Below are 24,197 nucleotides of genomic sequence, written 5' to 3' on the forward strand. Positions count from 1 at the left end.
GCCAAGCCCCGGTCCGGAAACGACGAAGCCCCGGCGGACCGGGGCTTCGTGCATGAATCTGGAGCGGGAAACGAGACTCGAACTCGCGACCCCGACCTTGGCAAGGTCGTGCTCTACCAACTGAGCTATTCCCGCTCGGGAGCGCGCATTCTAATACGCGAACGCCGGGCGTCAAGACTTTGCGCCGCCCGGCTCAATCGCCGCCGCGCATGCCCGGTTGCCGTGGCGCGTCGCCGCGCAGGCTGGGCCATGCGGCGTGCAGGTAGTACAGGCCGGACCAGATCGTGAGTATGCCGGCGATCACCAGCAACCCCTCGCCGATGTGGTACAGCCGCAGCGCGGTGGCCTCCTTCTCGTGCTGCACGATCAGCACCACCAGCGCCACGATCTGCATCACCGTCTTCAGCTTGCCGATGAAGGCCACCCGCACCGTGGCGCGCATGCCGACTTCGGCCATCCATTCGCGCAGCGCGGAGATGCTGATCTCGCGCCCCACGATGATGGCCGCGGTCACCGCCATCACGATGCTGGACCAGCCTTCCGGATGCGACTCCACCAGCAGGAACAGCGTCACCGCCACCATCAGCTTGTCGGCCACCGGGTCGAGGAAGGCGCCGAACGCGGAGGTGAGGTTCATCCGCCGCGCGAGGAAGCCGTCCAGCCAGTCGGTGATCGCCGCGAGCAGGAACACGACCGCGGCGGTGATGTTGTGGCCGTGGAACGGCAGGTAGAACGCCAGCACCATCACCGGCAGCAGGGCCACGCGGAACAGGGTCAGCCAGGTGGGGAGATTGATGCGCATGCACGGGTCCGTAGCTTTCTCACAGTGTCGCACGTCGCTGCGTCGATGGCGCGGCAAAAATGCCAGGCATGCGCGGCCTCATCGACGCGTGCTCAACCGTGCAGCGCGGCATAGATGCGCTCGGCCAGGCCGCGGTCGATGCCTTTCACCCGCATCAGTTCCTCCACGCCCGCGGCTTCCACGCCGGCGAGGCCGCCGAAGGTCTTCAGCAGCGCGCTGCGCCGGCGGGCGCCCACGCCGGGCACGTCCTCCAGCACGCTGCGTTCGCGCGCCTTTTCGCGGCGCTTGCGATGGCCGCTGATCGCGAAGCGGTGCGACTCGTCGCGCACCGCCGCCACCAGGTGCAGCGCCGGCGAGGTGGGGCCGGGATGGATTTCGCGGCCCTGGTCGACCAAGATCAGCGTCTCCTCGCCCGCGCGCCGCGCCGGCCCCTTGGCCACGCCGACCACGTGGATGCCGGCGACGCCGAGTTCCTTCAGCACCTCCAGCGCCTGCGCCACCTGGCCGCCGCCGCCGTCGATCAGCAGCACGTCGGGCTTCGCGCCCTCGCCTTCCACCACCTTGCGGAAGCGCCGGGTCAGCGCCTGGTGCATGGCGGCGTAGTCGTCGCCAGGCGTGATGCCGGCGATGTTGAAACGGCGGTAATGCGACTTCTCCGCGCCCTCCGGCCCGAACACCACGCATGAAGCCACGGTCAGCTCGCCGCGGGTGTGGCTGATGTCGAAGCACTCGATGCGCCGCGGCGGCTCGGGCAGTTCCAGCAGCCTCTGCAGATCCTCGAAGCGCGTGCCCAGGGTCTGGCGACTGGCGAGACGCTGGGTCAGCGACGCCTGCGCGTTGCGCTCGGCCATCTGCAGGAAGCGCGCGCGTTCGCCTCGCACGCTGCTCTTCAGCTCCACCGCGTGCCCGCTGTGTTCCGTCAGCACTTCGACGAGCACCGCCTGGTCGGGCAATTCCTCGCCAAGGATCAGCTCGCGCGGCACCGGGCGGTCCAGGTAGTACTGCGCCACGAACTGCGCCAGCACGTCGGCCGGCTCGGCATCCAGCGGCAGGCGCGGAAAGAAGTCGCGCGTACCCAGGCTGATGCCGTCGCGGAAGAACAGCACGCTGACGCAGGCCAGCCCCGACTCGATGCGACAGGCGATCACGTCCATGTCGGCGCTGGCGCCCTGCACGTGGTGCTGGGCCTGCAGTTGCCGCAGCGCGGCGACCTGGTCGCGCAGCGCGGCGGCGCGTTCGAAATCCAGCTTTGCGCTGGCCTGCTCCATCGCCGCGGCCAGTTCGTCGATCACCGCGCTGCTGCGGCCTTCGAGGAACATCTCCACGTGGCGCACGTCGTTGCGGTAGTCCTCCACCGAAATCAGTCCCACGCACGGCGCGGTGCAGCGGCCGATCTGGTGCTGCAGGCAGGGACGCGAGCGGTTGCGGAAGTAGCTGTCCTCGCACTGGCGCACCTTGAACAGCTTCTGCATCAGGCCCAGGCTCTCGCGCACCGCGAAGGTGCTGGGATAGGGCCCGAAGTAGCGGCCGGGCAGGTTCTTCGCGCCGCGGTGGAAGGCCAGCCGCGGGTAGTCCTCGCCGCCGGACAGATAGATGTAGGGGTAGCTCTTGTCGTCGCGCAACATGATGTTGTAGCGCGGCTTGAGCGACTTGATGAGCTGCGATTCCAGCAGCAGCGCCTCGCCTTCCGTGCGCGTCACGGTGATCTCGCAGCGGGCGATCTGCGCGATCATCGCGGCGATGCGCGGTTCCAGGCGCGGCTTGAGGAAATAGCTACCCACGCGCTTCTTCAGGTTGCCGGCCTTGCCCACGTACAGCAGCTCGCCGTCCGCGTCGAAATAGCGGTAGACGCCGGGCGAAGTGCTGAGGGTGCGGACGAAGGCCTTGCCGTCGAAGGCCTGCGGCGAATCGGATGCCATGCGGCGATTCTAGCTGCTGGGCGGCTCAGGCAGTGCGCAGGCGCGCGACGAAACCGGCGACGCTGCGCTCGGCGAGCGCCACCGCCGCCGCAAAACCTGCAGCATCGCCATGCCACGGATCGGGAAACTCGACCGGCGGCGCCGCGGCGCTCCACTCCAGGAACAATACCGCCTTCGCCGCCAGCTCCCGGTTCGGTGCGTGCTGCCGCAATTCGCGCAGGTTGGCGCGGTCCATCGCCAGCAGCAGGTCGTAGTCGTCGAAATCGCGCGCGTTCAACTGGCGCGCGCAATGTGCCGACAGGTCGTGGCCCGCTACGCGCGCCGCCGCGATCATGCGCCGGTCGGCGCCCTCGCCCGTGTGCCAGCCGCCGGTGCCGCAGGAGGCCACGCTCACGTCCAGTCCCGCTTCATCCAGGTGCTTGCGCGCCACGGCTTCGACCAGCGGCGAACGGCAGATGTTGCCCAGGCACACGAACAGCACGCGCCGCACGTTCATCGCTGCGCCTGCAGCCATTGCCCGGCGCGCAGCAGGTCGGCCTCGGTGTCGATGCCGGGCGGGAACGGCTCCGGCGTGAGCCGCACCGCGATGGCATGGCCGTGTTCCAGCACACGCAACTGTTCCAGCGATTCGGCCTGCTCCAGCGGCGTGCGCGCCAACCGGGCGTATTGCGCGAGGAAACCCGCGCGGTAGGCGTAGATGCCGATATGGCGCAGGAACGGCACGCCTGCCGGCAGCGCCTCGCGGTTTTCGGCGAAAGCGTCGCGCACCCACGGCAGCGGCGCGCGGCTGAAGTACAGCGCCCGGCCGTTCGCGCCGCGCACCAGCTTCACCACGTTGGGATCGAACAGTTCGTGCGCCTCGGCGATCGGCGTGGCCAGCGTCGCCACGGGCGCGTCGTCTTCGGCCAATGCGCGAGCCACCTCGCGGATGCCGGCGGCGGGCGCGAACGGTTCGTCGCCCTGCAGGTTCACCACGATGGCGTCGGCGGCCCAGCCGCACAGCGCGGCGCATTCGGCGAGACGGTCGCTGCCGGATGCGTGATCGGTCCGCGTCATGCACACCTCGACGCCCTGCCCGACCAGCGCATCGGCGATGCGGACATCGTCCGTAGCGACCACCACGTTCGTCGCGCCGGCCTGCAAGGCCCGTTGCGCCACGCGTACCACCATGGGCACGCCGGCGATCTCGCGCAGCGGCTTGGCCGGCAGTCGCGTGGAAGCGTAGCGGGCGGGGATGGCGACGATGAAGGGCGGTACGGCGGACATGGCGACCTCACGACAAGGATGCCAAGCCTAGCGCATGGCGATGTGGCTGACGCTGTTCGCCTGGGCATTGCGCGGCAATGTCGAGGGGTGGCCCTTCGACTCCGGCCCTGCGGGCCTGCGCTCAGGGTGAACGGTGGGAGTTTGTCGGTGGCCGGCAGCCAGCGCTTGGCGATGTGGCCCACTTCCGTTCGCCCTGAGCGTAGCGCAGCGAAGTCGAAGGGCGCCCCTTCAACTTCGGCCTGCGGGCCAGCGCTCAGAGCGAACGATGGGACGTCAGTCCGCGACGGCGAGCGCGAAGCCGCAGCCGTTGGCCAGCGCCATGAAGCCGGGGAACGAGGTGGCCACGTGGAAACAGTCGTTGATGCGCACCGGCGCCTGCGCCACCAGCCCGGCCACCGCGAAGCTCATCGCGATGCGATGGTCGGTAAGGCTTTCCACGGTCCCGCCGGCAAGCGTGCCGCCGTGGATGGTCGCGCCATCCGGCGTCTCGTCCACCTTGCCGCCCAGGGCGCGCAAGCCCGTGGCCATGGCGGCGAGGCGGTCGGATTCCTTGACGCGCAGTTCGGCAGCACCGCGGATCACGGTATCGCCCCTGGCCACGGCTGCAGCAACGAACAGCGCGGGGAACTCATCGATCATGTCCGGCACCAGCGCCTCGGGCAACTCGACCCCGTGCAGCGGTGCGTAACGAACCACCAGGTCGCCCACCGGCTCGCCGCCGCTGCTGCGCTGGTTCTCGACGCGGATATCCGCGCCCATCAGGCGCAATGCTTTGAGCAGGCCAGTGCGGCGCGGGTTGAGGCCGACCGCAGGGAGACGCAATTCGGAACCCGGCACGATGCTCGCGGCAACGAGGAAAAACGCCGCCGAGGAGAAATCCGCCGGCACGTCCACGTCGATGGCGCGCAGCGCGTGGCCGCCGGTCAACTTCGCGCGGCCGGGCTCGAACGCGATCGGCCAGCCGAACGCGGCCAGCATGCGCTCGGTGTAGTCGCGGGTGGGATGCGGCTCGATCACTTCGGTCTCGCCTTCCGCGTACAGGCCCGCCAGCAGCAGCGCGGATTTCACCTGCGCGCTGGCCACCGGCAGTTCGTAGCGGATGCCGTGCAGGCGTTGGCCGCCGTGGATGTGCAGCGGCGGCAGGCCATCCTGGGTATCGATGCGCGCACCCATCGCAGCCAGCGGATCGGTGACGCGACGCATCGGCCGCTTCGACAGCGAAGCATCGCCGACCAGCGTGCTGTCGAACGCCTGCCCGGCCAGCAGGCCGGCCAGCAGGCGCATGCCGGTGCCGGCGTTGCCGCAATCCAGCGGGTCCGGGCTCGCGCGCAGGCCGTGCAGGCCCACGCCATGCACCAGGCGCTCACCCGCGGCCGGCGTCTCGATGCGTGCGCCCAACTGCTGCAGCACCGCGGCAGTGGCGCGGGTGTCCTCGCCCTCCAGGAAGCCGCGGATGCGCGAGCTGCCGTCGGCCAGCGCGGCGAACATCAGCGCGCGATGCGAGACGGACTTGTCGCCCGGGACGCCCAGCGTGCCGCGCAGCGGTCCGGCCGGGCCGCTGCGCCAGTCCAGCCGCCCGCTCACGGCAACGCCACCGGGTAGGAACCGAGCACGCGCAGTTGCGCCACCGATTGTTCGATCTCCTTCACCGCTGCCTGCAGCGCCTCGTCCTGGATGTGGCCGGAGACGTCGATGAAGAACGCGTATTGCCACCTGCCGCTGTGCGCGGGGCGCGATTCGATGCGGTTGAGGCTCACCCCGCGCCGGGCGAACGGGCTGAGTACGTGGTACAGCGCGCCCGGCTGGTCGTTCACCGTGATCAGCAGCGAGGTGCGGTCGTTGCCCGAAGGCGGGAACAGGCTGCGGCCGATCACCAGGAAGCGCGTGGTGTTGTCGGCGCGGTCCTCGATGCCGGTGGCGAGGGTCTTGAGGCCGTAGACCTTGCCGGCCGTCTCGCCGGCGATCGCGCCGGCGTCGTCGGCGTGGCGCGCCCGGCGCGCCGCCTCGGCGTTGCTGCCCACCGCCTCGCATTCCACGTCCGGCAGGTTCATGCGCAACCAGGTCTTGCACTGCTGCAGCGACTGCGCGTGGGCGAAGACGCGCTTGACGTCCTCCAGCCGCCCCGCCATCGAATGCAGGCACTGGTGCACGCGCAGCTCGATCTCGCCGCAGATGCGCGCGTCGGAGGTGAGGAACATGTCCAGCGTCACCTGGATCATGCCCTGGCCGGAATTCTCCACCGGCACCACGCCGAAGTCGGCATGGCCGGCGGCGACCTCCTGGAACACTTCCTCGATGCTGCCCAGCGGCAGGCCGTAGGCGGCGTGGCCGAAGTGCTTGCGCACCGCCTGCTCGCTGAACGTGCCCTCGGGACCGAGGTAGCCGATCTTCAGCGGGTCTTCCTGCGCCAGGCACGAGGACATGATCTCGCGGAACAGCCGCACCATCTCGGCGTCGGGCAGCGGCCCCTTGTTGCGGTCCACCACCATGCGCAGCACGTGCGCCTCGCGCTCGGGGCGGTAGTAGTCGATCGCGGACAGGCCCTCGCCCTTCACCCGGGCCACTTCCTGCGCCCAGTTCGCGCGCTCGGAGATCAGTTCCTGGATCTGCCGGTCGATGCTGTCGATGCGCTCGCGCACATCGGCCAGCGAGGTCTTGCTGTCGGTCATGTCGGCTGTCTAAACGGATGGAAGGCCAAATGCGGGGGATCGATGATGCCCGAAACGCGCGGCTGTTGCGAACGCCTCCGCTTTCGGCGGACCGGGACGGCGCCGCGCCTCAGCCGTGCCGCGTCGCGAAGTCGCGCATGAACGCGACCAGCGCGTCCACCGCCTCGGGCGGCACCGCGTTGTACAGCGAGGCGCGCATGCCGCCCAGCGCCTTGTGCCCCTTCAGCGCGATCAGGCCGGCGGCCTCGGCTTCGGCGAGGAAAGGCGCGTCCAGCGCGCTGTCGTGCAGCGTGAACGGCACGTTCATGCGCGAGCGCGCGGCCGGGTCGACCGGGTTGCGGTAGTAGCCGCCGGAGCCGTCGATGGCGGCATACAGCCGCTCGGCCTTGGTCCGGTTGCGTGCGGCCATCGCCGCCAGGCCGCCCTGCGCCTGCAGCCACTGGATGGTGAGCCCGGCGAGGTACCAGCCCCAGGTGTTCGGCGTGTTGAGCATGGAGTCGTTCGCCGCATGCTCGGCGTAGCGGAAGATCTTCGCCATCGGCCGCGTGGCGCGCGCCAGCAGGTCGCGGCGCACGATCATCAGCACCAGGCCGGAGGGGCCGATGTTCTTCTGCGCGCCGGCGTAGATCAGGCCGAAGCGGCGCACGTCCAGCGGGGCCGAAAGGATGTCGGAGGACATGTCGGCGACCAGCGGCACCTCGCCCACGTCGGGAACGTCGTGGTACTGCACGCCATGGATGGTCTCGTTGGGCGTGTAGTGCACGTAGGCCGCGCGCGGGTCCAGCTTCCACTGTTCGCGCGGAGGCAGGCGGCGGTAATCGTCGGCCTTGCTGTCGGCCGCCACGTTGACCTTCACGTAAGGCGCCGCCTCGCTGGCCGCCTTGGCGCCCCAGTGGCCGTTGACGATGTAGTCGGCGCCGGCGCCCTCGCCCGCCAGGTTCATCGGGATCTGCGCGAAGTGCTGGGTGGCGCCGCCCTGCAGGAACAGCACAGCGTAGTCGTCGGGGATCGCGGCCAGTTCGCGCAGCTCCGCCTCGGTGCGGGCCGCCATCGCGATGAAGCGCTTGCCGCGGTGCGACTGCTCCATCACCGACATGCCGCTGCCGTCCCAGTCCAGCAGTTCGCGCTGCGCGCGCTCCAGCACCTCGCGCGGCAGCGCCGCCGGACCCGCACTGAAATTCCACACCTGGCTCACCGAGCTGTCCCCATGGCTGCGTCCACCGCATTATGCCGCGCCGCAGCATGGGAAGGTCAATGGGACTCTTGCCAAATCCCCCAGCCGGAAACGGCTGTCCGGTCGACTGCCCCGATCAAGAACGTCCCGGGCTCAGAACCGTATCCACAGCACCAGCGCAATGCCCAGCGCCAGCAGCGCGGCGGTGAGGATCAGCCACCACCCCTCGCCGCGGGAGCCGGCAGGCTCCCCGGACACGGCCGGGGCCGGCGGTGCGGGCGGCGCCACCTCGGGCTCCGCCTCCATCCCCGGAGCGTCCAGCACGAAGCGGTGCGGCCCCAGGCTGAGCTGGTCGCCGGGCTGCAGCGCGAGGCGCTGCACCGGCACGCCATTCACCCGCAACGGATAGGCGGCCGACGCCTGCACCGTCTCCAGCATCAGCCGGTCGTCCTGCCAGGCCAGCTTCAGGCTGGCCACCTCGCCCTGCGGCAACTCCAGCGGGCAGCGGCCATACGGCCCCAGTTCCAGGCCATGGCCGATCGGCAGGACCCGTCCGGAATGCGCACCGGCCAGCGCGCGCAGCGCGGCGGTGCAACGCGCCTGCGCCGGGGCCGCCGTGGCGTTCCGCTGTTCCGGCGACGCGTCGTCGCGCAGCAGCATGCGGCAGTCGCCCACGCTCAGCATGTCGCCGGGGCGCAGCAAGGCGCGCTCGCGCACCGGCCGCGCATTCACGTATACACGCATGGCCGCGGGCAGCACCCGCAGCACCCAGCCACGCCCATCCTGTTCGATGCACAGATGCCGCGGCGCGGCCTGCGTGACCGACAACACCAGCTCGTTGTCCGCCGCGCTGCCGATGCGCAACTGCGGCTTCGCCCACAGGAAATCCTCGCGGGCGGAATGGAGGAACTCGATGCGCATCGCCTCACCAATCCATTGACCCGCTCACTCTAGCATGCGGTTCCTGAGCGTCCGTTCACGTCTTCAGGGTTGCGCGCGACGTCGATATCGTGGCGGCCGGGGACTTATCATGCGGCCTCCCTCGACGGAGCCCGGCATGCCCAGCATCGACATCCACCGCCCCCATTCCCTGCCGCTGGCGGAAGCCCGCGCCGTGGTCGAGAAGGTCGCCGCGCGCATGCACGAGAAGTTCGACCTCGAAGGCCGCTGGCAGGGCGACACCCTGCACTTCTCGCGCCCCGGCGTGAACGGCCGGATCGCGGTGGGCGTGGATGCGATCCGGGTACGCGCCGACCTGGGCCTGCTGCTGTCGCCGCTCAAGGGCATGATCGAGCAGGAGATCCGGCGCAAGCTGGACGAGCACTTCGCCTGACGGTTCTTTGCGGCCGCCATCCATGGCAGCCGCCCTCCGGGCCATCGCTGCGCGATGCCGGATATCGCTCCCGGCGATATTTTGATCGGAGGCCAGACCGTGGCATAATCGCCGGCTTGTGCGGCCATCATGGCCGCTCTCCGACCCGGAACACATGGCCAAAGACGACGTCATCGAAATGGAAGGCACGGTCCTCGAGACCCTGCCCAACACCATGTTCCGCGTGCAACTCGAGAACGGGCACGTGGTCATCGCCCATATCTCCGGGCGCATGCGCAAGCATTACATCCGCATCCTCACGGGCGACAAGGTCAAGATCGAGATGACCCCGTACGACCTGAGCAAGGGGCGGATCACCTACCGCATGAAATAAGGCGATTGCCGCATCGGCATGAAAAGGCCGCGCATTGCGCGGCCTTTTGCTGTTGCCCGGTGCAGCCGGCCGTCACTCCACCACGGCCGGCACCTTCTCGGCGGCTTCGCAGCCCACCGTCAGCTCGCCGTCCTTCACGCCCAGCGTCACCTTGCCGCCCTCGGCCAGCTTGCCGAACAGCAGTTCGTCGGCCAGCGCGCGCTTCACCTTTTCCTGGATCACGCGCGCCATCGGGCGGGCGCCCATCTGCGCGTCGAAGCCGTGCTCGGCCAGCCAGCGGCGCGCCTCGGCGTCGACATCCAGGCTGACGTGCTTCTCGGTGAGCTGGGCCTCCAGTTCGATCAGGAACTTGTCGACCACGCGCAGGATGTGCTCGAAGTCCAGCGCGTTGAACTGGATGATCGCGTCGAGGCGGTTGCGGAATTCAGGCGTGAAGGCACGGCGGATCACCTCCATCGCATCGGTGCGGTGGCTCTGTTCCACGAAGCCGATGCTGCGCCGGGCGGCCTGCGCCGCGCCGGCGTTGGTGGTCATCACCACGATCACGTTCTTGAAGTTCGCCTCGCGCCCGTTGGTGTCGGTGAGCACGCCGCGGTCCATCACCTGCAGCAGGATGTTGTAGACGTCCGGGTGCGCCTTCTCGATCTCGTCGAGCAGCAGCACGGCATGCGGGTGCTTGGTCACCGCCTCGGTGAGCAGGCCGCCCTGGTCGAAGCCCACGTAGCCCGGGGGCGCGCCGACCAGGCGCGACACCGAGTGCGCCTCCATGTACTCGGACATGTCGAAGCGGATCATCTCGATGCCGAGCTGCAGCGCGAGCTGGCGCGTGACCTCGGTCTTGCCCACGCCGGTGGGGCCGGCCAGCAGGAAGCTGCCGATCGGCTTGGCCGGGTCGGCCAGGCCCGAGCGCGCCATCTTGATCGAGGCGGCCAGCGCCTCGATCGCGGCGTCCTGCCCGAACACCACCATCTTCAGGTTGCGCTCCAGGTTCTTCAGCACGTCGCGGTCGGAAGCGGAAACCTGCTTGGCGGGGATGCGCGCCATCTTGGCCACGATGTATTCCACCTCGGCCACGTCCACCTTGCCGCTGCGCTGGTCCTCGGGCAGCAGGCGCTGGCGGGCGCCGGCCTCGTCGATCACGTCGATCGCCTTGTCCGGCAGCAGGCGGTCGGGGATGTGCTTCACCGACAGGTCCACCGCCGCCTTCAGCGACTCGTTGGTGTAGATGACGTTGTGGTGTTCCTCGAAGCGCGTGCGCAGGCCCCTGAGGATCTCGATGCTGTCGGCCACGGTGGGCTCGACCACGTCGATCTTCTGGAAGCGGCGCGCCAGCGCGCGGTCCTTCTCGAACACGCCGCGGTATTCTTGGAACGTGGTCGAGCCGATGCAGCGCAGCTCGCCCGAGGCCAGCAGCGGCTTGATCAGGTTGCTGGCGTCCATGGTGCCGCCCGAGGCGGAACCGGCGCCGATGATGGTGTGGATCTCGTCGATGAACAGGATCGCGCCCTGCTGCTTCTTGAGCTGGGCGATCACCGCCTTGAGGCGCTTCTCGAAGTCGCCGCGGTACTTGGTGCCGGCCACCAGCGCGCCCAGGTCCAGCGACCAGATGGTGGCGTTCTCCAGCACCGCGGGCACTTCGCCGTCCACGATGCGCTTGGCCAGGCCCTCGGCCAGCGCGGTCTTGCCCACGCCGGCGTCGCCCACGTAGAGCGGGTTGTTCTTGCGGCGACGGCACAGCACCTGGACGGTGCGCTCGATCTCGTCGGCGCGGCCGATCAGCGGATCGATCTTGCCTTCCAGCGCCAGTTCGTTGAGGTTGCTGGCGTACTCGGAGAGCGGATTGCCCTTGGCCTCGCCGCCCTCCTCGCCCTCGCGCTCCACGCCGCTGGCGGCGCTGCCCGGGGCCTCGTCGCCCACCTTGGCGATGCCGTGCGAGATGTAGTTGACCACGTCCAGCCGGGTGATCTCCTGCTGGTGCAGGAAGTACACGGCGTGGGAATCCTTCTCGCCGAAGATCGCCACCAGCACGTTGGCGCCGGTGACTTCCTTCCGCCCCGAGGACTGCACGTGGTAGACCGCGCGCTGCAGCACGCGCTGGAAGCCCAGCGTGGGCTGGGTATCGCGCTCGTCGCCGTGCGGCAGCACCGGCACGGTTTCGGCGATGACCTTCTCCAGCTCGTGGGTGAGCCGCGGCAGGTCCACGCCGCAGGCGCGCAGGGCGCCCAGCGCGGACTGGTTGCCGGTGAGGGCGAGCAGCAGGTGCTCCACGGTCATGAACTCGTGGCGCTGCTCGCGGGCCTGCTTGTAGCACTGGCCGATGGTGACTTCGAGATCCTTGCTGAACATCCGGACCGTCTCCGTTGCAATGGCATGGGCGGCTTGGGCCGCGATGGCTACATGGTGGGGGCTGCCTGGCGGTTTCCATAGTGCCGCAAAGCGGTCACTGAAGCTTCTCCATAGTGCACAGCAGAGGGTGCTGATGGGAACGTGAATACTCGTTGACCTGGGTGACCTTGGTCTCGGCCACCTCCCGGGTGAACACGCCGCACACGCCCTTGCCGCGGGTATGCACGTGCAGCATCACCTGCACGGCGCGTTCCTGGTCCAGGCTGAAGAAGCCGCGCAGCACTTCGACCACGAAGTCCATCGGGGTGAAGTCGTCGTTGAGCAACACCACCTGGAACAGCGGCGGCCGCGCCACCTCCGGCTTGGCGACCTGCACCGCCAGACCGTGGCTGCCTTCCTGTTCGTTTTCGTGTTCGTGGGCCATGAATGACGGGATTCGTTCGTTGGTGACGAGTATACGCCGCACCGACTGCGCGCCCGGCGGCTACTGCCTTCTCAGGTGATGGCACAATGACGGCTTTTCCAGCCCCCGTCCCGCATGTCTCCTGCCGCTGCCGCCGATGCGATCTGGCGCCCCCACGTCACCGTGGCCTGCGTGGTGGGCGACGGCGCGCGCTACCTGATGGTCGAGGAAGAGGTGAATGGGCGGCTCGCGTACAACCAGCCCGCCGGGCACCTGGAAGACCGCGAGCGCCTCGTCGACGCGGCCGTGCGCGAGACGCTGGAGGAAACCGGCTGGACGGTGCAGCCCACCCACCTGATCGGCGTGCACCAGTGGCGCAGCACCGAGCACGGCGAAGGCGTGATCCGCTTCAGCTTCGCGGCGCGTCCGCTCAGCCACGATCCGGAGCGGCCGCTGGACACCGGCATCCGCCGCGCGCTCTGGCTGACCCGCGCCGAGATCGCCGCGCACGGCGAACGCCTGCGCAGCCCGCTGGTGCTGGAAAGCATCGACGCCTGGCTGGCCGGCGCGCGGTTGCCGCTGGACGCGCTGCACTGGTGGCCGGACGGCGCCACGCCATGAAGGTGATGCTGGGCATTTCCGGCGGCGTCGACTCCTCGGTCGCGGCGCTGCTGCTGCAACAGGCCGGCCACGAGGTCGAAGGCCTGTTCATGCAGAACTGGGAAGAGGACGACCGCAACGGCCCCTGCACCGCCGACGCCGACCGCAAGGACGCCGTGGCCGTGTGCGGCCGGCTGGGCATCCCGTTCCACGCGCGCAACTTCGCCGCCGAATACTGGGACGGCGTGTTCGAGCACTTTCTCGCCGAATACCGCGCCGGCCGCACGCCCAACCCCGACGTGCTGTGCAACCGCGAGATCAAGTTCAAGACCTTCCTCGACGAAGCACGCGCGCTGGGCGCGGAGAAGATCGCCACCGGCCACTACGCCCGCGTGGGTTGCCGGGATGGCGAATACCGCCTGCTGCGCGCGGTCGATGCGGCCAAGGACCAGACCTACTTCCTGCACGCGCTGGGCCAGGCGCAGCTGGCGACCACGCTGTTCCCGGTCGGCGAGATCGAGAAGTCGCGGGTGCGCGAGCTGGCGCGCGAGGCGCAGCTACCCACCCACGCGAAGAAGGATTCCACCGGCATCTGCTTCATCGGCGAGCGCGATTTCCGCAGCTTCCTGGCGCAGTACATCCCGGCGCAACCCGGCGAGATGCGCACGCCCCAAGGCGAACGGGTCGGCGAACACCAGGGCGCGATGTACTACACGCTGGGCCAACGCAACGGCCTCGGCATCGGCGGGCGCCAGGGCGCCAGCGGCGAGCCCTGGTACGTGGTGGGCAAGGACGTGGCGGCCAACGTGCTCTACGTGGCCCAAGGCAACGCCAACCATTGGCTGGATTCGCGCGTGCTGCGCAGCGAGGCGCCGCACTGGGTGGCCGGCCACGTGCCCGCCGCCCGTTTCCGCTGCACCGCCAAGACCCGCTATCGCCAGGCTGATCAATCGTGCGACGTGCAGGTGCTGGACACCGGCCTTGAGGTACGCTTCGACACCCCGCAGCGTGCGGTGACCCCGGGACAGTCGGTGGTGTTCTACGACGGCGACACCTGCCTCGGCGGCGCGGTGATCGCCGCCACCGATGCGCCTTACGGCGGCCTTTCCCCCATACGAAACGAGAATTGATGGTGCTTGACGCCTTTTCGATGAACGAGGAACGCGTGCTGGCGCTGGCCGGCCTCTACCAGGCCTGCGCGCTGGTGCAGCAACTGGCCAACCAGGGCCGCTGCGACGAGACCGCGATGGACGCCAGCATCGCCAGCGTGTTCCGCATCGACGCGCCTTCGGTGGTCGGCGTGTACGGCAGCATCGCCAGCGTGCGGCTGGGGCTGCGCAACCTGGTGTCCCAGCTGGACGAGACCAGCGACGACATGGCGGTGACCCGTATGGCGATGACCGTGATGCGGCTGGAACGCAGCCTGTCCGGCCGCCCGGAGCTGCTCGACCAGCTGCAGCAGGGCATCCGCGCCGCGCAGCGCCAGGTCGAGCATTTCGGCCAGGACTCCAGCCAGGTCACCGCGCGCCTGGCCGAACTCTATGCCTCCACCTTGTCCACCCTGCGTCCCCGCGTGATGGTCAACGGCAGCCCGCAGCAGCTGCAGCAACCGGCCATCGTCGAGAAGGTGCGCAGCAACCTGCTGGCGGCGGTGCGCTCGGCCGTGCTGTGGCACCAGTTGGGCGGCCGCCAATGGCAACTGCTGCTGTTCCGGCGGCAGTGCAGCATGCTGGCCCGCGGCCTGCTCACCGGCGCCACGCTGGACAACGGGCGCTAGCCGACCAGCTTCAGCCCTGGCAGCTGCCGCGCCAGCGTGCGCAGCAGCTTGGCGAACGCGGCCAGGTCGGCGCCCCAGGGCGTGGCCTCGCGCCAGTACAGCGCGATCTCGCGGCCCGGCGCCTGCCCCCGGATCTTCGCCAGCACGATGTCCGGCTTGGAAGCCAGGCGTTGGTGCGCCAGCGCGGGCACCAGGGCGTGGCCGCCGCGCAGGCTGACCAGCGCGGCGAGGCTTTCCAGGCTCACGTCCTGCACGTGGCCGTCGCCGCCACTGTGGCTCTCCGCCATCAGGATCGCGTCCGCCGCGCCCAGTTGGTCCAGCGCCACGCTGCGCCGGCCGGCCAGCGGATGATCCGCGCGCAGCATCACCTCCCACGGCTCGAAGAACAGCGGCTGCATCGCGATGCCGCTGGCCAGCGGCGCCAGCGGCGCCAGCACGGCATCGAGTTCGGCCTCGTGCAGCCGGCGCAGCAGGCCGCGCGGCTTGCCCTCCGAAATGCCCAGCCGCACGCCCCGGAAGTGCTGCGGGAACGGCGCGATCAGATGCGGCAGCAGGTAGGGCCCCAGCGAGGCCGGCACGCCCAGGCGCAACTCGCCGCCGAACGCCACCTCGCCGGCGCGGGCGGTCTGCTGCAGCAATTCGGCCGCGGCCAGCACCGCATCGATGCGTTCCAGCAGGCGCCAGCCGCCCGCGGTGGGCACCACCTTGCGGCCGCCGCGCTCGAACAGCGGCGCGCCCAGCGCCTGCTCCACCTTCTGCACCTGGTGCGACAGCCCGGACGGGCTGATGTGCATGGCCCGGGCCGCGCTGTTGAAGCTGCCGTGGCGATGCACTGCCTGCACCATCACCAGGTCGCGCAGCGAAATCGCCGAAATGTGCGAAGTGATCATCCGTGCGCCCGTGGTTGCCGCCATGGGCCAAGCATAAACGACGAAGCCCGGCGCAAGGCCGGGCTTCGCTTCAGGCGACTTCTCCCGTGGACGGGAGAAGCATGGCTCATGCCTCGACGGTATCCGCGACTTCCTTGTAGTCCTGGATCTTGTCGAAGTTCATGTAGCGATAGATCTTCTCGCCGTTGGCGTTGATCACGCCCACGTCGGCCATGTACTCCGCCTTGGTCGGGATCCTGCCCAGGCGCGAGCAGATCGCCGCCAGCTCGGCCGAACCCAGGTACACGTTGGAGTTCTTGCCGAGGCGGTTCGGGAAGTTGCGGGTGGAGGTGGAGAACACCGTGGCGCCCTCGCGCACCTGCGCCTGGTTGCCCATGCACAGCGAGCAACCCGGCATTTCGATGCGGGCGCCGGCGGTGCCGAGCACGCCGTAGTGGCCTTCCTCGGTGAGCTGCTGCTGGTCCATCTTGGTCGGCGGGGCCACCCACAGCTTGGTCGGGATGTCGCGCTTGCCTTCCAGCAGCTTCGACGCGGCGCGGAAATGGCCGATGTTGGTCATGCACGAGCCGATGAACACTTCGTCGATCTTCGCGCCGGCCACGTCGCTGAGCGTCTTCACGTCGTCCGGGTCGTTCGGGCAGGCCACGATGGGCTCGTGCACGTCGGCCAGGTCGATCTCGATGACGGCGGCGTATTCGGCGTCGGCGTCGCGCTCCAGCAGCTGCGGGTTCGCGAGCCAGGCTTCCATCGCCTTGATGCGGCGCTCGATGCTGCGCGGGTCCTTGTAGCCCTGCGCGATCATGACCTTCAGCAGCGTGATGTTGCTGTTGATGTATTCGATGATCGGCGCCTTGTCGAGGTGCACCGTGCAACCGGCGGCCGAACGCTCGGCCGAGGCATCGGACAGCTCGAACGCCTGCTCCACCTTGAGGTTCGGCAGGCCTTCGATTTCCAGGATGCGGCCCGAGAAGACGTTCTTCTTGCCCTGCTTGGCGACCGTCAGCAGGCCCTGCTTGATGGCGTACAGCGGGATCGCGTTGACCAGGTCGCGCAGGGTGACGCCGGGCTGCAGCTCGCCCTTGAAGCGCACCAGCACGGATTCCGGCATGTCCAGCGGCATCACGCCGGTGGCGGCGGCGAAGGCCACCAGGCCCGAACCGGCCGGGAAGGAAATGCCGATCGGGAAGCGCGTGTGGCTGTCGCCGCCGGTGCCGACGGTGTCGGGCAGCAGCATGCGGTTGAGCCAGCTGTGGATCACGCCGTCGCCCGGGCGCAGCGCGATGCCGCCGCGCGTGCTGATGAATTCCGGCAGCGTGTGGTGGGTCTTCACGTCCACCGGCTTCGGGTAGGCGGCGGTGTGGCAGAACGACTGCATCACGAGGTCGGCCGAGAAGCCCAGGCAGGCCAGGTCCTTCAGCTCGTCGCGGGTCATCGGGCCGGTGGTGTCCTGCGAACCCACCGAGGTCATCTTCGGCTCGCAGTAGGTGCCCGGGCGCACGCCCTTGCCTTCCGGCAGGCCAACCGCGCGGCCGACCATCTTCTGCGCCAGCGTGTAGCCCTTGCCGCTATCGGCCGGCTGCTGCGGCAGGCGGAACAGGGTGGACACCGGCAGGCCCAGCGCCTCGCGCGCCTTGGCGGTGAGGCCGCGGCCGATGATCAGCGGGATGCGGCCGCCGGCGCGCACTTCGTCGAACAGCACGTCGGACTTCACCTGGAACTCGGCGATCACTTCGCCGTTCTTCAGCGCCTTGCCTTCGTACGGGCGCAGCTCGACCACGTCGCCCATCTCCATCTTCGACACGTCGAGTTCAACCGGCAGCGCGCCGGCGTCTTCCATGGTGTTGTAGAAGATCGGGGCGATCTTGCCGCCCAGGCACACGCCGCCGAAACGCTTGTTCGGGATGAACGGGATGTCTTCGCCGGTCCACCACAGCACGGAGTTGGTGGCGGACTTGCGGCTGGAGCCGGTGCCGACCACGTCGCCCACGTAGGCGACCAGGTGGCCCTGTTTGGTGAGGTCCTGGATCAGCTGGATCGGGCCGCGCTTGCCGTCTTCCTCCGGCTGGAACGGCGCGCCGTCGCGCTTGTTCTTCAGCATGGCCAGCGCGTGCATCGGGATGTCCGGGCGCGTGGTGGCGTCCGGGGCCGGCGACAGGTCGTCGGTATTGGTTTCGCCCGGCACCTTGAACACGGTGACGGTCAGGCTCTGCGGCACTTCAGGCTTGCTGGTGAACCACTCGGCATCGGCCCAGCTCTGCAGCACGGACTTCGCGTTGGCGTTGCCCTGGTCGGCCTTTTCCTTGACGTCGTGGAAGGCGTCGAACATCAGCAGCGTGTGCTTGAGCGCGTTGGCGGCGACGGTGCCGATCTGCGCATCGTCCAGCAGCTCGATCAGCGGATGGATGTTGTAGCCGCCCAGCATGGTGCCGAGCAGCTCGGTGGCCTTCTCGCGCGAGATCAGCGCGCTCTTCTCGGTGCCGAACGCCACGGCCGCCAGGTAGGAGGCCTTGACCTTGGCCGCGTCGTCCACGCCGGCCGGCACGCGGTTGGCGATCAGGTCGACGAGGAAGGCCTCCTCGCCGGCAGGCGGGTTCTTCAGCAGCTCGATCAGGTCGGCGGTCTGCTGGGCCGACAGCGGCAGCGGCGGGATGCCCAGCGCGGCGCGCTCGGCAGCATGTTGGCGATAGGCGGTAAGCATGTGGTCTCGTCCGATGGCTGAACTGAAGAGGCAGCGAGCCGGTGGTTCGCACCACCGCTGCGGACCGCCTTGGGGATGGTCTGATTGATCGACCGCTTGCTTGTCATTCCTGCGAAAGCAGGAATCCAGCGCCTTTGTGTTCCGTGGCTTGCAGGCACTGGATCCCAGCCTTCGCTGGGATGACGAGCAAAATCAGACCTTCCTTGGGCGAATCATCCGCATGGCTGCTGCCGGCGCTCGACAAGGCACAAGACCCTGTCGCCATGCCGTTTTTTGCGGCATTGCAGCCCGTCATTTTGCCAGCCGGAGGCCAGACGCCGCAACGCAAGACAACGCTTCCGCGAGCGTTCGAAATCTTGCAATGCAAATATGGCGCAATCCCTCCACCCCTCCCTTGAACTGCATGGCGTTTGGTCCAAACTGGGTCGCTGCGGCCACCCTGGAGTAGATTCCCTCACAGGCCCACACATCTTCCCCGGCCGCAACGACAGAGCGCGCCTTAGCACCCCCTCACGCTCGATGCCACGGGATTCCCCGGCTGCGCGTCCAAGCGTTCGCCAGACTCACGCAACAGGAGTTAGCCCCATGCTGGATTCATTTGCCACCCGCGATGCCTTCGAGGCCAACGGCAGGAAGTACAGCTACGCCAGCCTCGCCAAGCTGGGCCAGCGCTTCGACATCAAGCGCCTGCCCTACTCGATGAAGATCCTGCTGGAGAACCTGCTGCGCCACGAGGACGGCGTCAACGTCACCGCGAAGGAGATCGAGGCGGTGGCGAAGTGGGACGCGAAGAAGGAGCCCGACACCGAGATCGCCTTCATGCCCGCGCGCGTGGTGCTGCAGGATTTCACCGGCGTGCCCTGCGTGGTGGACCTGGCCGCGATGCGCGACGCCGTGGTGAAGCTGGGCGGCGATGCCAACCAGATCAACCCGCTGGCGCCGGCCGAGCTGGTGATCGACCACTCGGTGCAGGTGGACGTGTACGGCTCCGAGTCGGCGCTGGAGAAGAACGTCGAGATCGAGTTCGAGCGCAACCAGGAGCGCTACAGCTTCCTGCGCTGGGGCCAGAAGGCCTTCAACAACTTCAAGGTGGTGCCGCCGCGCACCGGCATCGTGCACCAGGTGAACCTGGAGCACCTGGCCCGCGTGGTGTTCACCAGCGACAAGGACGGCGAGAGCTGGGCCTATCCGGACACCGTGTTCGGCACCGACTCGCACACGACCATGGTCAACGGCCTCGGCGTGCTGGGCTGGGGCGTGGGCGGCATCGAGGCCGAGGCCGCGATGCTGGGCCAGCCGTCCTCGATGCTGATCCCGCAGGTGGTGGGCTTCAAGCTCACCGGCAAGCTGGCCGAGGGCGTCACCGCCACCGACCTGGTGCTCACCGTCACCCAGATGCTGCGCAAGCTGGGCGTGGTGGGCAAGTTCGTGGAGTTCTTCGGCCCGGGCCTGAAGCACCTGGGGCTGGCCGACCGCGCCACCATCGCGAACATGGCGCCGGAATACGGCGCCACCTGCGGCATCTTCCCGGTCGACCAGGAAGCGCTGAACTACCTGCACCTGTCTGGCCGCGACGACCACCAGATCGCGCTGGTCGAAGCCTACGCCAAGGCCCAGGGCCTGTGGCACGACGAGCACGGCACCGAGCCCGAGTTCACCACCACGCTGGAACTGGACCTTGCCGACGTGAAGCCGTCGATGGCCGGCCCCAAGCGCCCGCAGGACCGCGTGCTGCTGGATGGCGTGCAAAAGAATTTCCACGAGGTGATCGGCCCGCTCACCGCGAACCGCCGCCCGCGCGACGCCGCCACCGCCGACTTCATCAGCGAAGGCGGCTCGGCAGCCATCGGCAACCCCGCCAACGCCCTCACCAACGGCGGCGTGCTGGTGGAGAAGGACGGCCAGAGCTTCAGGATCGGCGACGGCTCGGTGGTGATCGCCGCAATCACCTCCTGCACCAACACCTCCAACCCGGCGGTGATGCTGGGCGCCGGCTTGGTGGCGAAGAAGGCCGCGGCGAAGGGCCTCAAGGCCAAGCCGTGGGTGAAGACCTCGATCGGCCCGGGCTCGCTGGTGGTCAGCGACTACCTCGAAAAGACCGGCCTGCTGAAGGAACTGGAGAAGGTCGGCTTCTACATCGTCGGCTACGGCTGCACCACCTGCATCGGCAACTCCGGCCCGCTACCGGCCGAGATCAGCAAGGGCATCGCCGAAGGCGACCTCGCGGTGGCCTCGGTGCTCTCCGGCAACCGCAACTTCGAAGGCCGCGTGCATCCGGAAGTGAAGATGAACTACCTGGCCTCGCCGCCGCTGGTGGTCGCCTACGCGCTGGCCGGCACGCTCGACATCGACCTGACGAAGGACCCGATCGGCACCGGCAACGACGGCCAGCCGGTCTATCTCAAGGACATCTGGCCGAGCAACAAGGAAATTTCCGACACCATCGCCGGCGCGATCAACCCGGAGATGTTCAAGAAGAACTACGCCGACGTGTTCAAGGGCGACAGCCGCTGGAACCGGATCGCCTCGCCGGACGGCGCGGTATATCGCTGGGACGACTCCACCTACATCAAGAACCCACCCTACTTCGACGGCATGACGATGGCGCTGAACCCGGTGGAGGACATCCACGGCGCCCGCGTGCTGGGCCTGTTCGGCGACTCCATCACCACCGACCACATCTCGCCGGCCGGCTCGATCAAGAAGGACAGCCCGGCGGGCCGCTTCCTGATCTCGAAGGGCGTCGAGCCGAGGGACTTCAATTCCTACGGCTCGCGCCGCGGCAACGACGACGTGATGGTGCGCGGCACCTTCGCCAACATCCGCATCAGGAACCAGATGCTGGATGGCGTCGAGGGCGGCTACACGAAGCACGTACCGTCCGGCGAGCAGATGGCGATCTACGACGCGGCGATGAAGTACAAGCAGGAGAAGACCCCGCTCATCGTGCTCGCCGGCAAGGAATACGGCACCGGCTCCAGCCGCGACTGGGCGGCCAAGGGCACCCTGCTGCTGGGCGTGAAGGCGGTGATCGCCGAGAGCTTCGAGCGCATCCACCGCTCCAACCTGGTCGGCATGGGCGTGCTGCCGCTGCAGTTCGGGGACGGCGACAGCGCCGGTTCGCTGGGCCTCACCGGCGACGAGAGCTTCGAGATCACCGGCCTGGCAGGCGGCGAGTCGAAGGAAGCGAAGGTGGTCGCCACCGGCGCCGACGGCAAGAAGAAGGAGTTCACCGTGAAGGTGCTGCTGCTCACGCCGAAGGAGCGCGACTTCTTCCGCCACGGCGGCATCCTGCAGTACGTGCTGCGCCAGCTGGCCGGCAAGAAGAGCGCCTGAGCACGACTGCCGCAGCATTGAACCCGGGCCGCCCCGACTCGCGTCGGGGCGGCCTTTTTTCGGCCATGGCGAGGGGTTCCGCGGCTTGCCGCCGTACGGAGCCGCATGCTCCAATGCCGAAAGGGGCGCCGCCAGCTCCATTTCGCCTTGGCGGCCATGATTCAGGAGTCGAGCAAGCACATGAGCAACGAGCGTCCGTGGCTGGAGCACTATCCGCAAGGCGTACCCGCCGAAATCGACCTCGATGCCTATGCCTCCGTGGCTGCCGTGCTGGAAGAAGCGTTCCAGCGCTTCCGCGACCGCCCCGCATTCTCCAACTTCGGCAAGCAGCTCAGCTACGGCCAGATCGACGAGCAGAGCCGGCATTTCGCCGGCTACCTCACCGGCGTGCTCAAGCTGGTCAAGGGCGACCGCGTCGCGATCATGATGCCGAACGTGCTGCAGTATCCGATCGCGCTGTTCGGCGCGCTGCGCGCCGGCCTGGTGGTGGTCAACACCAACCCGATGTACACCGCACGCGAGTTGCAGCACCAGCTCGAGGACTCCGGCGCCAAGGCCATCGTGGTGCTGGACAACTTCGCCGCCACGCTGCAGCAGGTGGTGGCCCACACCGCCGTGCAGCACATCGTCTGCACCGGCATCGGCGACCTGCTCGGTTTTCCCAAGGGCGCGGTGGTCAACTTCGTGCTCAAGCACGTGAAGAAGATGGTCCCCGCCTACCAGCTGCCGCAGGCGGTACGCTTCCGCGACGCCATGGCGCAGGGCGCGGCGCATCCGCTGCCGCGGGTCGAACTGGGCCACGGCGACATCGCGTTCCTGCAATACACCGGCGGCACCACCGGCGTGGCCAAGGGCGCCATGCTCAGCCACGGCAACATGGTGGCGAACATGCTGCAGGCCGGCGCGTGGATCGGCCGCAACGCGAAGGAAGGCGAGGAAACCGTCATCACCGCGCTGCCGCTGTACCACATCTTCTCGCTGACCGCGAACGGCCTGACGTTTATGCGCCTGGGCGGCCTCAACTGGCTGATCACCAACCCCCGCGACATGCCCGGCTTCGTCAAGGAGCTGAAGGCGTCGCGCTTCACCGCGCTGACCGGCGTCAACACCTTGTTCAACGGCCTGCTGAACACGCCGGGCTTCGCCGAAGTGGACTTTTCCCGTCTGCACCTGACGCTGGGCGGCGGCATGGCCGTGCAGCGCGCGGTGGCCGAGCGCTGGAAAAAGGTCACCGGCTGCACGCTGGCCGAGGCCTACGGCCTCACCGAAACCTCCCCGGCGGCCTGCATCAACCCGCTGGACCTCAAGGACTACAACGGCTCCATCGGCCTGCCCGTCCCGTCCACCGACGTGGCGATCTGGTCCGAGGACAACCAGCCGCTGCCGGTCGGCGAGGTGGGCGAACTGATGGTGAAGGGCCCGCAGGTGATGCAGGGCTACTGGAACCGCCCCGACGAAACCGCCAAGGTGCTGGGCGCGGACGGCTGGCTGCACACCGGCGACATCGCGAAGATGGACGCGAACGGCTACTTCTACATCGTCGACCGCAAGAAGGACATGATCCTGGTGTCCGGCTTCAACGTGTACCCGAACGAGGTGGAAGACACGGTGATGGAGCACCCCGGGGTGGCCGAAGTCGCCGCGGTGGGCGTGCCGGACGAGCATTCCGGCGAGGTGGTGAAGCTGTTCGTGGTGCGCAAGGACCCCAGTCTCACCGAGGACGCGCTCAAGCAGTTCTGCCGCGAGCGGCTCACCGGCTACAAGCGGCCCAAATTCATCGAATTCCGCGACACGCTGCCCAAGAGCAACGTGGGGAAGATCCTGCGGCGCGAGCTGCGCGACGAAAAGAAGGGCGCCGCCGCGGCACATTGATTCCTGCAGCGCCGCGCGGGCGCCTGCCACGGCGTCCTCAGCTCTTCCACGACTCCAGGATGTCGGCATAGCCGCCGAGCAGGTTCCACAGCGGCACCTGCTTGTCCTCGGGTATGCACACGTAGGAGAAGCCGATGTGGTGGTCGGCGACACGGGCCACCTGCGCCTCCAGGTGGATGTGCAGGTCGCTGCCGAAGATCATGTCCAGCAGCCAGGTCTGCCCCGCCTCGCCGGTCCAGCCCAGCGGTCGCCGCAGCAACGCGCCGGTGGCGGAAATGTCCACCAGTTCGGTCGGGTGCGACTCGACGCCGCGGCTCATCAGCACGGTCGTCTCGATCTGCATGCGCGCCGGGCGCAGGCGTTCGGCCTCGCCCTCGGTCAGCTTGTTGTCGTCCTTCGCCATGCCGGACTCCTTGAGTCTGTTGCATCCCCGCCACCGTGGCGGCCCCCTGCGGATCGATTTGCCTGAGTGTGTCCGCCATCACATTCAAGCAAGCGGTGTGCCATCCGCGCGAAACACCGATGCAACACGACTTCCGCCCACATTCGGGACAGCAGCGACTGACATTTGCTCGCTGTCCCGGACCTTCAGGGTCACCTGCGCAGCCGGTCATGCCGCCGTTCCGGCCGGCCTGGCCGCAGCGCGCTCCCTGCGGAAACGGCATTGTAACCACCCGTCGTCCCGGCACCGCAGCGCGTCGCAAGCCATGCATCCGCTGGACTTGTCGCCAGCCAGCCG

Annotated in this window: 20 protein-coding genes and 1 tRNA gene; 7 read left to right on the forward strand and 14 right to left on the reverse strand. The window is 68.5% G+C overall.

All coding sequences use genetic code 11. The annotated features are described in order from the left end of the window. Window positions 1-59: 59 nt before the first annotated feature. From PCA_RS08525 to PCA_RS08565, 9 genes are all read right to left on the reverse strand, one after another. Window positions 60-135: transfer RNA gene (locus PCA_RS08525), tRNA-Gly, on the reverse strand. Between the two features lie 58 nt (window positions 136-193). Beyond that, complete coding sequence (pgsA, locus tag PCA_RS08530) at window positions 194-802, reverse strand: CDP-diacylglycerol--glycerol-3-phosphate 3-phosphatidyltransferase (RefSeq protein ID WP_181302182.1); 609 nt, start codon at window positions 800-802, stop codon at window positions 194-196. A gap of 92 nt (window positions 803-894) precedes the next feature. Then, window positions 895-2,721 carry an excinuclease ABC subunit UvrC gene (gene uvrC, locus PCA_RS08535; RefSeq protein ID WP_181302183.1) on the reverse strand — a complete coding sequence of 609 codons (1,827 nt, stop codon included), beginning with the start codon at window positions 2,719-2,721 and terminating at the stop codon, window positions 895-897. Between the two features lie 25 nt (window positions 2,722-2,746). Continuing rightward, complete coding sequence (locus PCA_RS08540; protein WP_181302184.1) at window positions 2,747-3,217, reverse strand: low molecular weight protein-tyrosine-phosphatase; 471 nt, start codon at window positions 3,215-3,217, stop codon at window positions 2,747-2,749. Further along, the gene (kdsB, locus tag PCA_RS08545; RefSeq protein ID WP_181302185.1) at window positions 3,214-3,987 is read right to left on the reverse strand and encodes a 3-deoxy-manno-octulosonate cytidylyltransferase; all 774 of its coding nucleotides are present in this window, start codon (window positions 3,985-3,987) and stop codon (window positions 3,214-3,216) included. Before kdsB ends, PCA_RS08540 begins: the two co-directional genes overlap by 4 nt. Before the next feature lie 273 nt (window positions 3,988-4,260). Beyond that, window positions 4,261-5,571 (reverse strand): 3-phosphoshikimate 1-carboxyvinyltransferase, encoded by a 1,311-nt coding sequence (aroA, locus tag PCA_RS08550; protein ID WP_181302186.1) that lies wholly within the window; start codon window positions 5,569-5,571, stop codon window positions 4,261-4,263. Continuing rightward, window positions 5,568-6,656, reverse strand: coding sequence for a prephenate dehydratase (gene pheA, locus PCA_RS08555; RefSeq protein WP_181302187.1), 1,089 nt, complete (start codon window positions 6,654-6,656; stop codon window positions 5,568-5,570). Before pheA ends, aroA begins: the two co-directional genes overlap by 4 nt. A gap of 109 nt (window positions 6,657-6,765) precedes the next feature. After that, the gene (gene serC / locus PCA_RS08560; RefSeq protein ID WP_181302188.1) at window positions 6,766-7,851 is read right to left on the reverse strand and encodes a 3-phosphoserine/phosphohydroxythreonine transaminase; all 1,086 of its coding nucleotides are present in this window, start codon (window positions 7,849-7,851) and stop codon (window positions 6,766-6,768) included. 132 nt (window positions 7,852-7,983) lie between these two features. Next, window positions 7,984-8,751 carry an FHA domain-containing protein gene (locus tag PCA_RS08565; protein ID WP_181302189.1) on the reverse strand — a complete coding sequence of 256 codons (768 nt, stop codon included), beginning with the start codon at window positions 8,749-8,751 and terminating at the stop codon, window positions 7,984-7,986. 136 nt (window positions 8,752-8,887) lie between these two features. Here PCA_RS08565 and PCA_RS08570 point away from each other — a divergent pair, with 136 nt between their 5' ends. Both PCA_RS08570 and infA read left to right on the forward strand, forming a co-directional pair. After that, window positions 8,888-9,163: a polyhydroxyalkanoic acid system family protein gene (locus PCA_RS08570; RefSeq protein ID WP_181302190.1), complete on the forward strand. Its 276-nt coding sequence runs from the start codon at window positions 8,888-8,890 to the stop codon at window positions 9,161-9,163. 154 nt (window positions 9,164-9,317) lie between these two features. After that, window positions 9,318-9,536 carry a translation initiation factor IF-1 gene (gene infA / locus PCA_RS08575; RefSeq protein WP_077485337.1) on the forward strand — a complete coding sequence of 73 codons (219 nt, stop codon included), beginning with the start codon at window positions 9,318-9,320 and terminating at the stop codon, window positions 9,534-9,536. 72 nt (window positions 9,537-9,608) lie between these two features. Here infA and clpA read toward each other — a convergent pair whose 3' ends face one another. Next, on the reverse strand, window positions 9,609-11,882 hold the full coding sequence (gene clpA / locus PCA_RS08580; protein WP_181302191.1) for an ATP-dependent Clp protease ATP-binding subunit ClpA: 2,274 nt from the start codon (window positions 11,880-11,882) through the stop codon (window positions 9,609-9,611). A gap of 94 nt (window positions 11,883-11,976) precedes the next feature. Next, a complete protein-coding gene (clpS, locus tag PCA_RS08585) occupies window positions 11,977-12,306 on the reverse strand; it encodes an ATP-dependent Clp protease adapter ClpS (protein ID WP_181302192.1) in 330 nt (109 codons plus the stop codon). 114 nt (window positions 12,307-12,420) lie between these two features. On the opposite strand from clpS, the gene PCA_RS08590 reads away from it, so the two are divergent. From PCA_RS08590 to hflD, 3 genes are read left to right on the forward strand one after another with little or no spacing between them, the layout of a single operon-like run. After that, window positions 12,421-12,906: an NUDIX hydrolase gene (locus PCA_RS08590; RefSeq protein ID WP_181302193.1), complete on the forward strand. Its 486-nt coding sequence runs from the start codon at window positions 12,421-12,423 to the stop codon at window positions 12,904-12,906. Continuing rightward, the gene (mnmA, locus tag PCA_RS08595; RefSeq protein WP_181302194.1) at window positions 12,903-14,015 is read left to right on the forward strand and encodes a tRNA 2-thiouridine(34) synthase MnmA; all 1,113 of its coding nucleotides are present in this window, start codon (window positions 12,903-12,905) and stop codon (window positions 14,013-14,015) included. Before PCA_RS08590 ends, mnmA begins: the two co-directional genes overlap by 4 nt. Before the next feature lie 20 nt (window positions 14,016-14,035). Further along, window positions 14,036-14,662 (forward strand): high frequency lysogenization protein HflD, encoded by a 627-nt coding sequence (hflD, locus tag PCA_RS08600; RefSeq protein ID WP_181302232.1) that lies wholly within the window; start codon window positions 14,036-14,038, stop codon window positions 14,660-14,662. Here the strand turns inward: hflD and PCA_RS08605 are convergent. Beyond that, the gene (locus tag PCA_RS08605) at window positions 14,659-15,552 is read right to left on the reverse strand and encodes a LysR family transcriptional regulator (protein WP_181302195.1); all 894 of its coding nucleotides are present in this window, start codon (window positions 15,550-15,552) and stop codon (window positions 14,659-14,661) included. The two genes, hflD and PCA_RS08605, sit on opposite strands and share 4 nt — an antisense overlap. A gap of 106 nt (window positions 15,553-15,658) precedes the next feature. Then, entirely contained in the window at window positions 15,659-18,250 is a 2,592-nt protein-coding gene (locus PCA_RS08610; RefSeq protein ID WP_181302196.1) for a bifunctional aconitate hydratase 2/2-methylisocitrate dehydratase, read from the reverse strand. 585 nt (window positions 18,251-18,835) lie between these two features. Between PCA_RS08610 and acnA the strand changes: the two genes are divergently transcribed. After that, window positions 18,836-21,586 carry an aconitate hydratase AcnA gene (gene acnA / locus PCA_RS08615; RefSeq protein WP_181302197.1) on the forward strand — a complete coding sequence of 917 codons (2,751 nt, stop codon included), beginning with the start codon at window positions 18,836-18,838 and terminating at the stop codon, window positions 21,584-21,586. A gap of 180 nt (window positions 21,587-21,766) precedes the next feature. After that, window positions 21,767-23,458 carry a long-chain-fatty-acid--CoA ligase gene (locus PCA_RS08620; RefSeq protein WP_181302198.1) on the forward strand — a complete coding sequence of 564 codons (1,692 nt, stop codon included), beginning with the start codon at window positions 21,767-21,769 and terminating at the stop codon, window positions 23,456-23,458. 37 nt (window positions 23,459-23,495) lie between these two features. Here the strand turns inward: PCA_RS08620 and PCA_RS08625 are convergent, their stop codons facing one another. After that, window positions 23,496-23,861 (reverse strand): PilZ domain-containing protein, encoded by a 366-nt coding sequence (locus tag PCA_RS08625; RefSeq protein ID WP_181302199.1) that lies wholly within the window; start codon window positions 23,859-23,861, stop codon window positions 23,496-23,498. Window positions 23,862-24,197 lie beyond the last annotated feature (336 nt).

The sequence above is a fragment of the Rhodanobacter sp. PCA2 genome, assembly GCF_013620825.1.
In the GTDB taxonomy this organism is placed as follows: Bacteria; Pseudomonadota; Gammaproteobacteria; order Xanthomonadales; family Rhodanobacteraceae; genus Rhodanobacter_A.

What these genes read in the sequence shown, in the direction of transcription:
- pgsA (WP_181302182.1), bottom strand. Translation starts at nt 802, where the DNA reads ATGCGCATCAATCTCCCCACCTGGCTGACCCTGTTCCGCGTGGCCCTG.
- uvrC (WP_181302183.1), bottom strand. Translation starts at nt 2,721, where the DNA reads ATGGCATCCGATTCGCCGCAGGCCTTCGACGGCAAGGCCTTCGTCCGC.
- PCA_RS08540 (WP_181302184.1), bottom strand. Translation starts at nt 3,217, where the DNA reads ATGAACGTGCGGCGCGTGCTGTTCGTGTGCCTGGGCAACATCTGCCGT.
- kdsB (WP_181302185.1), bottom strand. Translation starts at nt 3,987, where the DNA reads ATGTCCGCCGTACCGCCCTTCATCGTCGCCATCCCCGCCCGCTACGCT.
- pheA (WP_181302187.1), bottom strand. Translation starts at nt 6,656, where the DNA reads ATGACCGACAGCAAGACCTCGCTGGCCGATGTGCGCGAGCGCATCGAC.
- PCA_RS08565 (WP_181302189.1), bottom strand. Translation starts at nt 8,751, where the DNA reads ATGCGCATCGAGTTCCTCCATTCCGCCCGCGAGGATTTCCTGTGGGCG.
- PCA_RS08570 (WP_181302190.1), top strand. Translation starts at nt 8,888, where the DNA reads ATGCCCAGCATCGACATCCACCGCCCCCATTCCCTGCCGCTGGCGGAA.
- infA (WP_077485337.1), top strand. Translation starts at nt 9,318, where the DNA reads ATGGCCAAAGACGACGTCATCGAAATGGAAGGCACGGTCCTCGAGACC.
- clpA (WP_181302191.1), bottom strand. Translation starts at nt 11,882, where the DNA reads ATGTTCAGCAAGGATCTCGAAGTCACCATCGGCCAGTGCTACAAGCAG.
- clpS (WP_181302192.1), bottom strand. Translation starts at nt 12,306, where the DNA reads ATGGCCCACGAACACGAAAACGAACAGGAAGGCAGCCACGGTCTGGCG.
- PCA_RS08590 (WP_181302193.1), top strand. Translation starts at nt 12,421, where the DNA reads ATGTCTCCTGCCGCTGCCGCCGATGCGATCTGGCGCCCCCACGTCACC.
- mnmA (WP_181302194.1), top strand. Translation starts at nt 12,903, where the DNA reads ATGAAGGTGATGCTGGGCATTTCCGGCGGCGTCGACTCCTCGGTCGCG.
- hflD (WP_181302232.1), top strand. Translation starts at nt 14,036, where the DNA reads ATGAACGAGGAACGCGTGCTGGCGCTGGCCGGCCTCTACCAGGCCTGC.
- PCA_RS08605 (WP_181302195.1), bottom strand. Translation starts at nt 15,552, where the DNA reads ATGATCACTTCGCACATTTCGGCGATTTCGCTGCGCGACCTGGTGATG.
- PCA_RS08610 (WP_181302196.1), bottom strand. Translation starts at nt 18,250, where the DNA reads ATGCTTACCGCCTATCGCCAACATGCTGCCGAGCGCGCCGCGCTGGGC.
- acnA (WP_181302197.1), top strand. Translation starts at nt 18,836, where the DNA reads ATGCTGGATTCATTTGCCACCCGCGATGCCTTCGAGGCCAACGGCAGG.
- PCA_RS08620 (WP_181302198.1), top strand. Translation starts at nt 21,767, where the DNA reads ATGAGCAACGAGCGTCCGTGGCTGGAGCACTATCCGCAAGGCGTACCC.
- PCA_RS08625 (WP_181302199.1), bottom strand. Translation starts at nt 23,861, where the DNA reads ATGGCGAAGGACGACAACAAGCTGACCGAGGGCGAGGCCGAACGCCTG.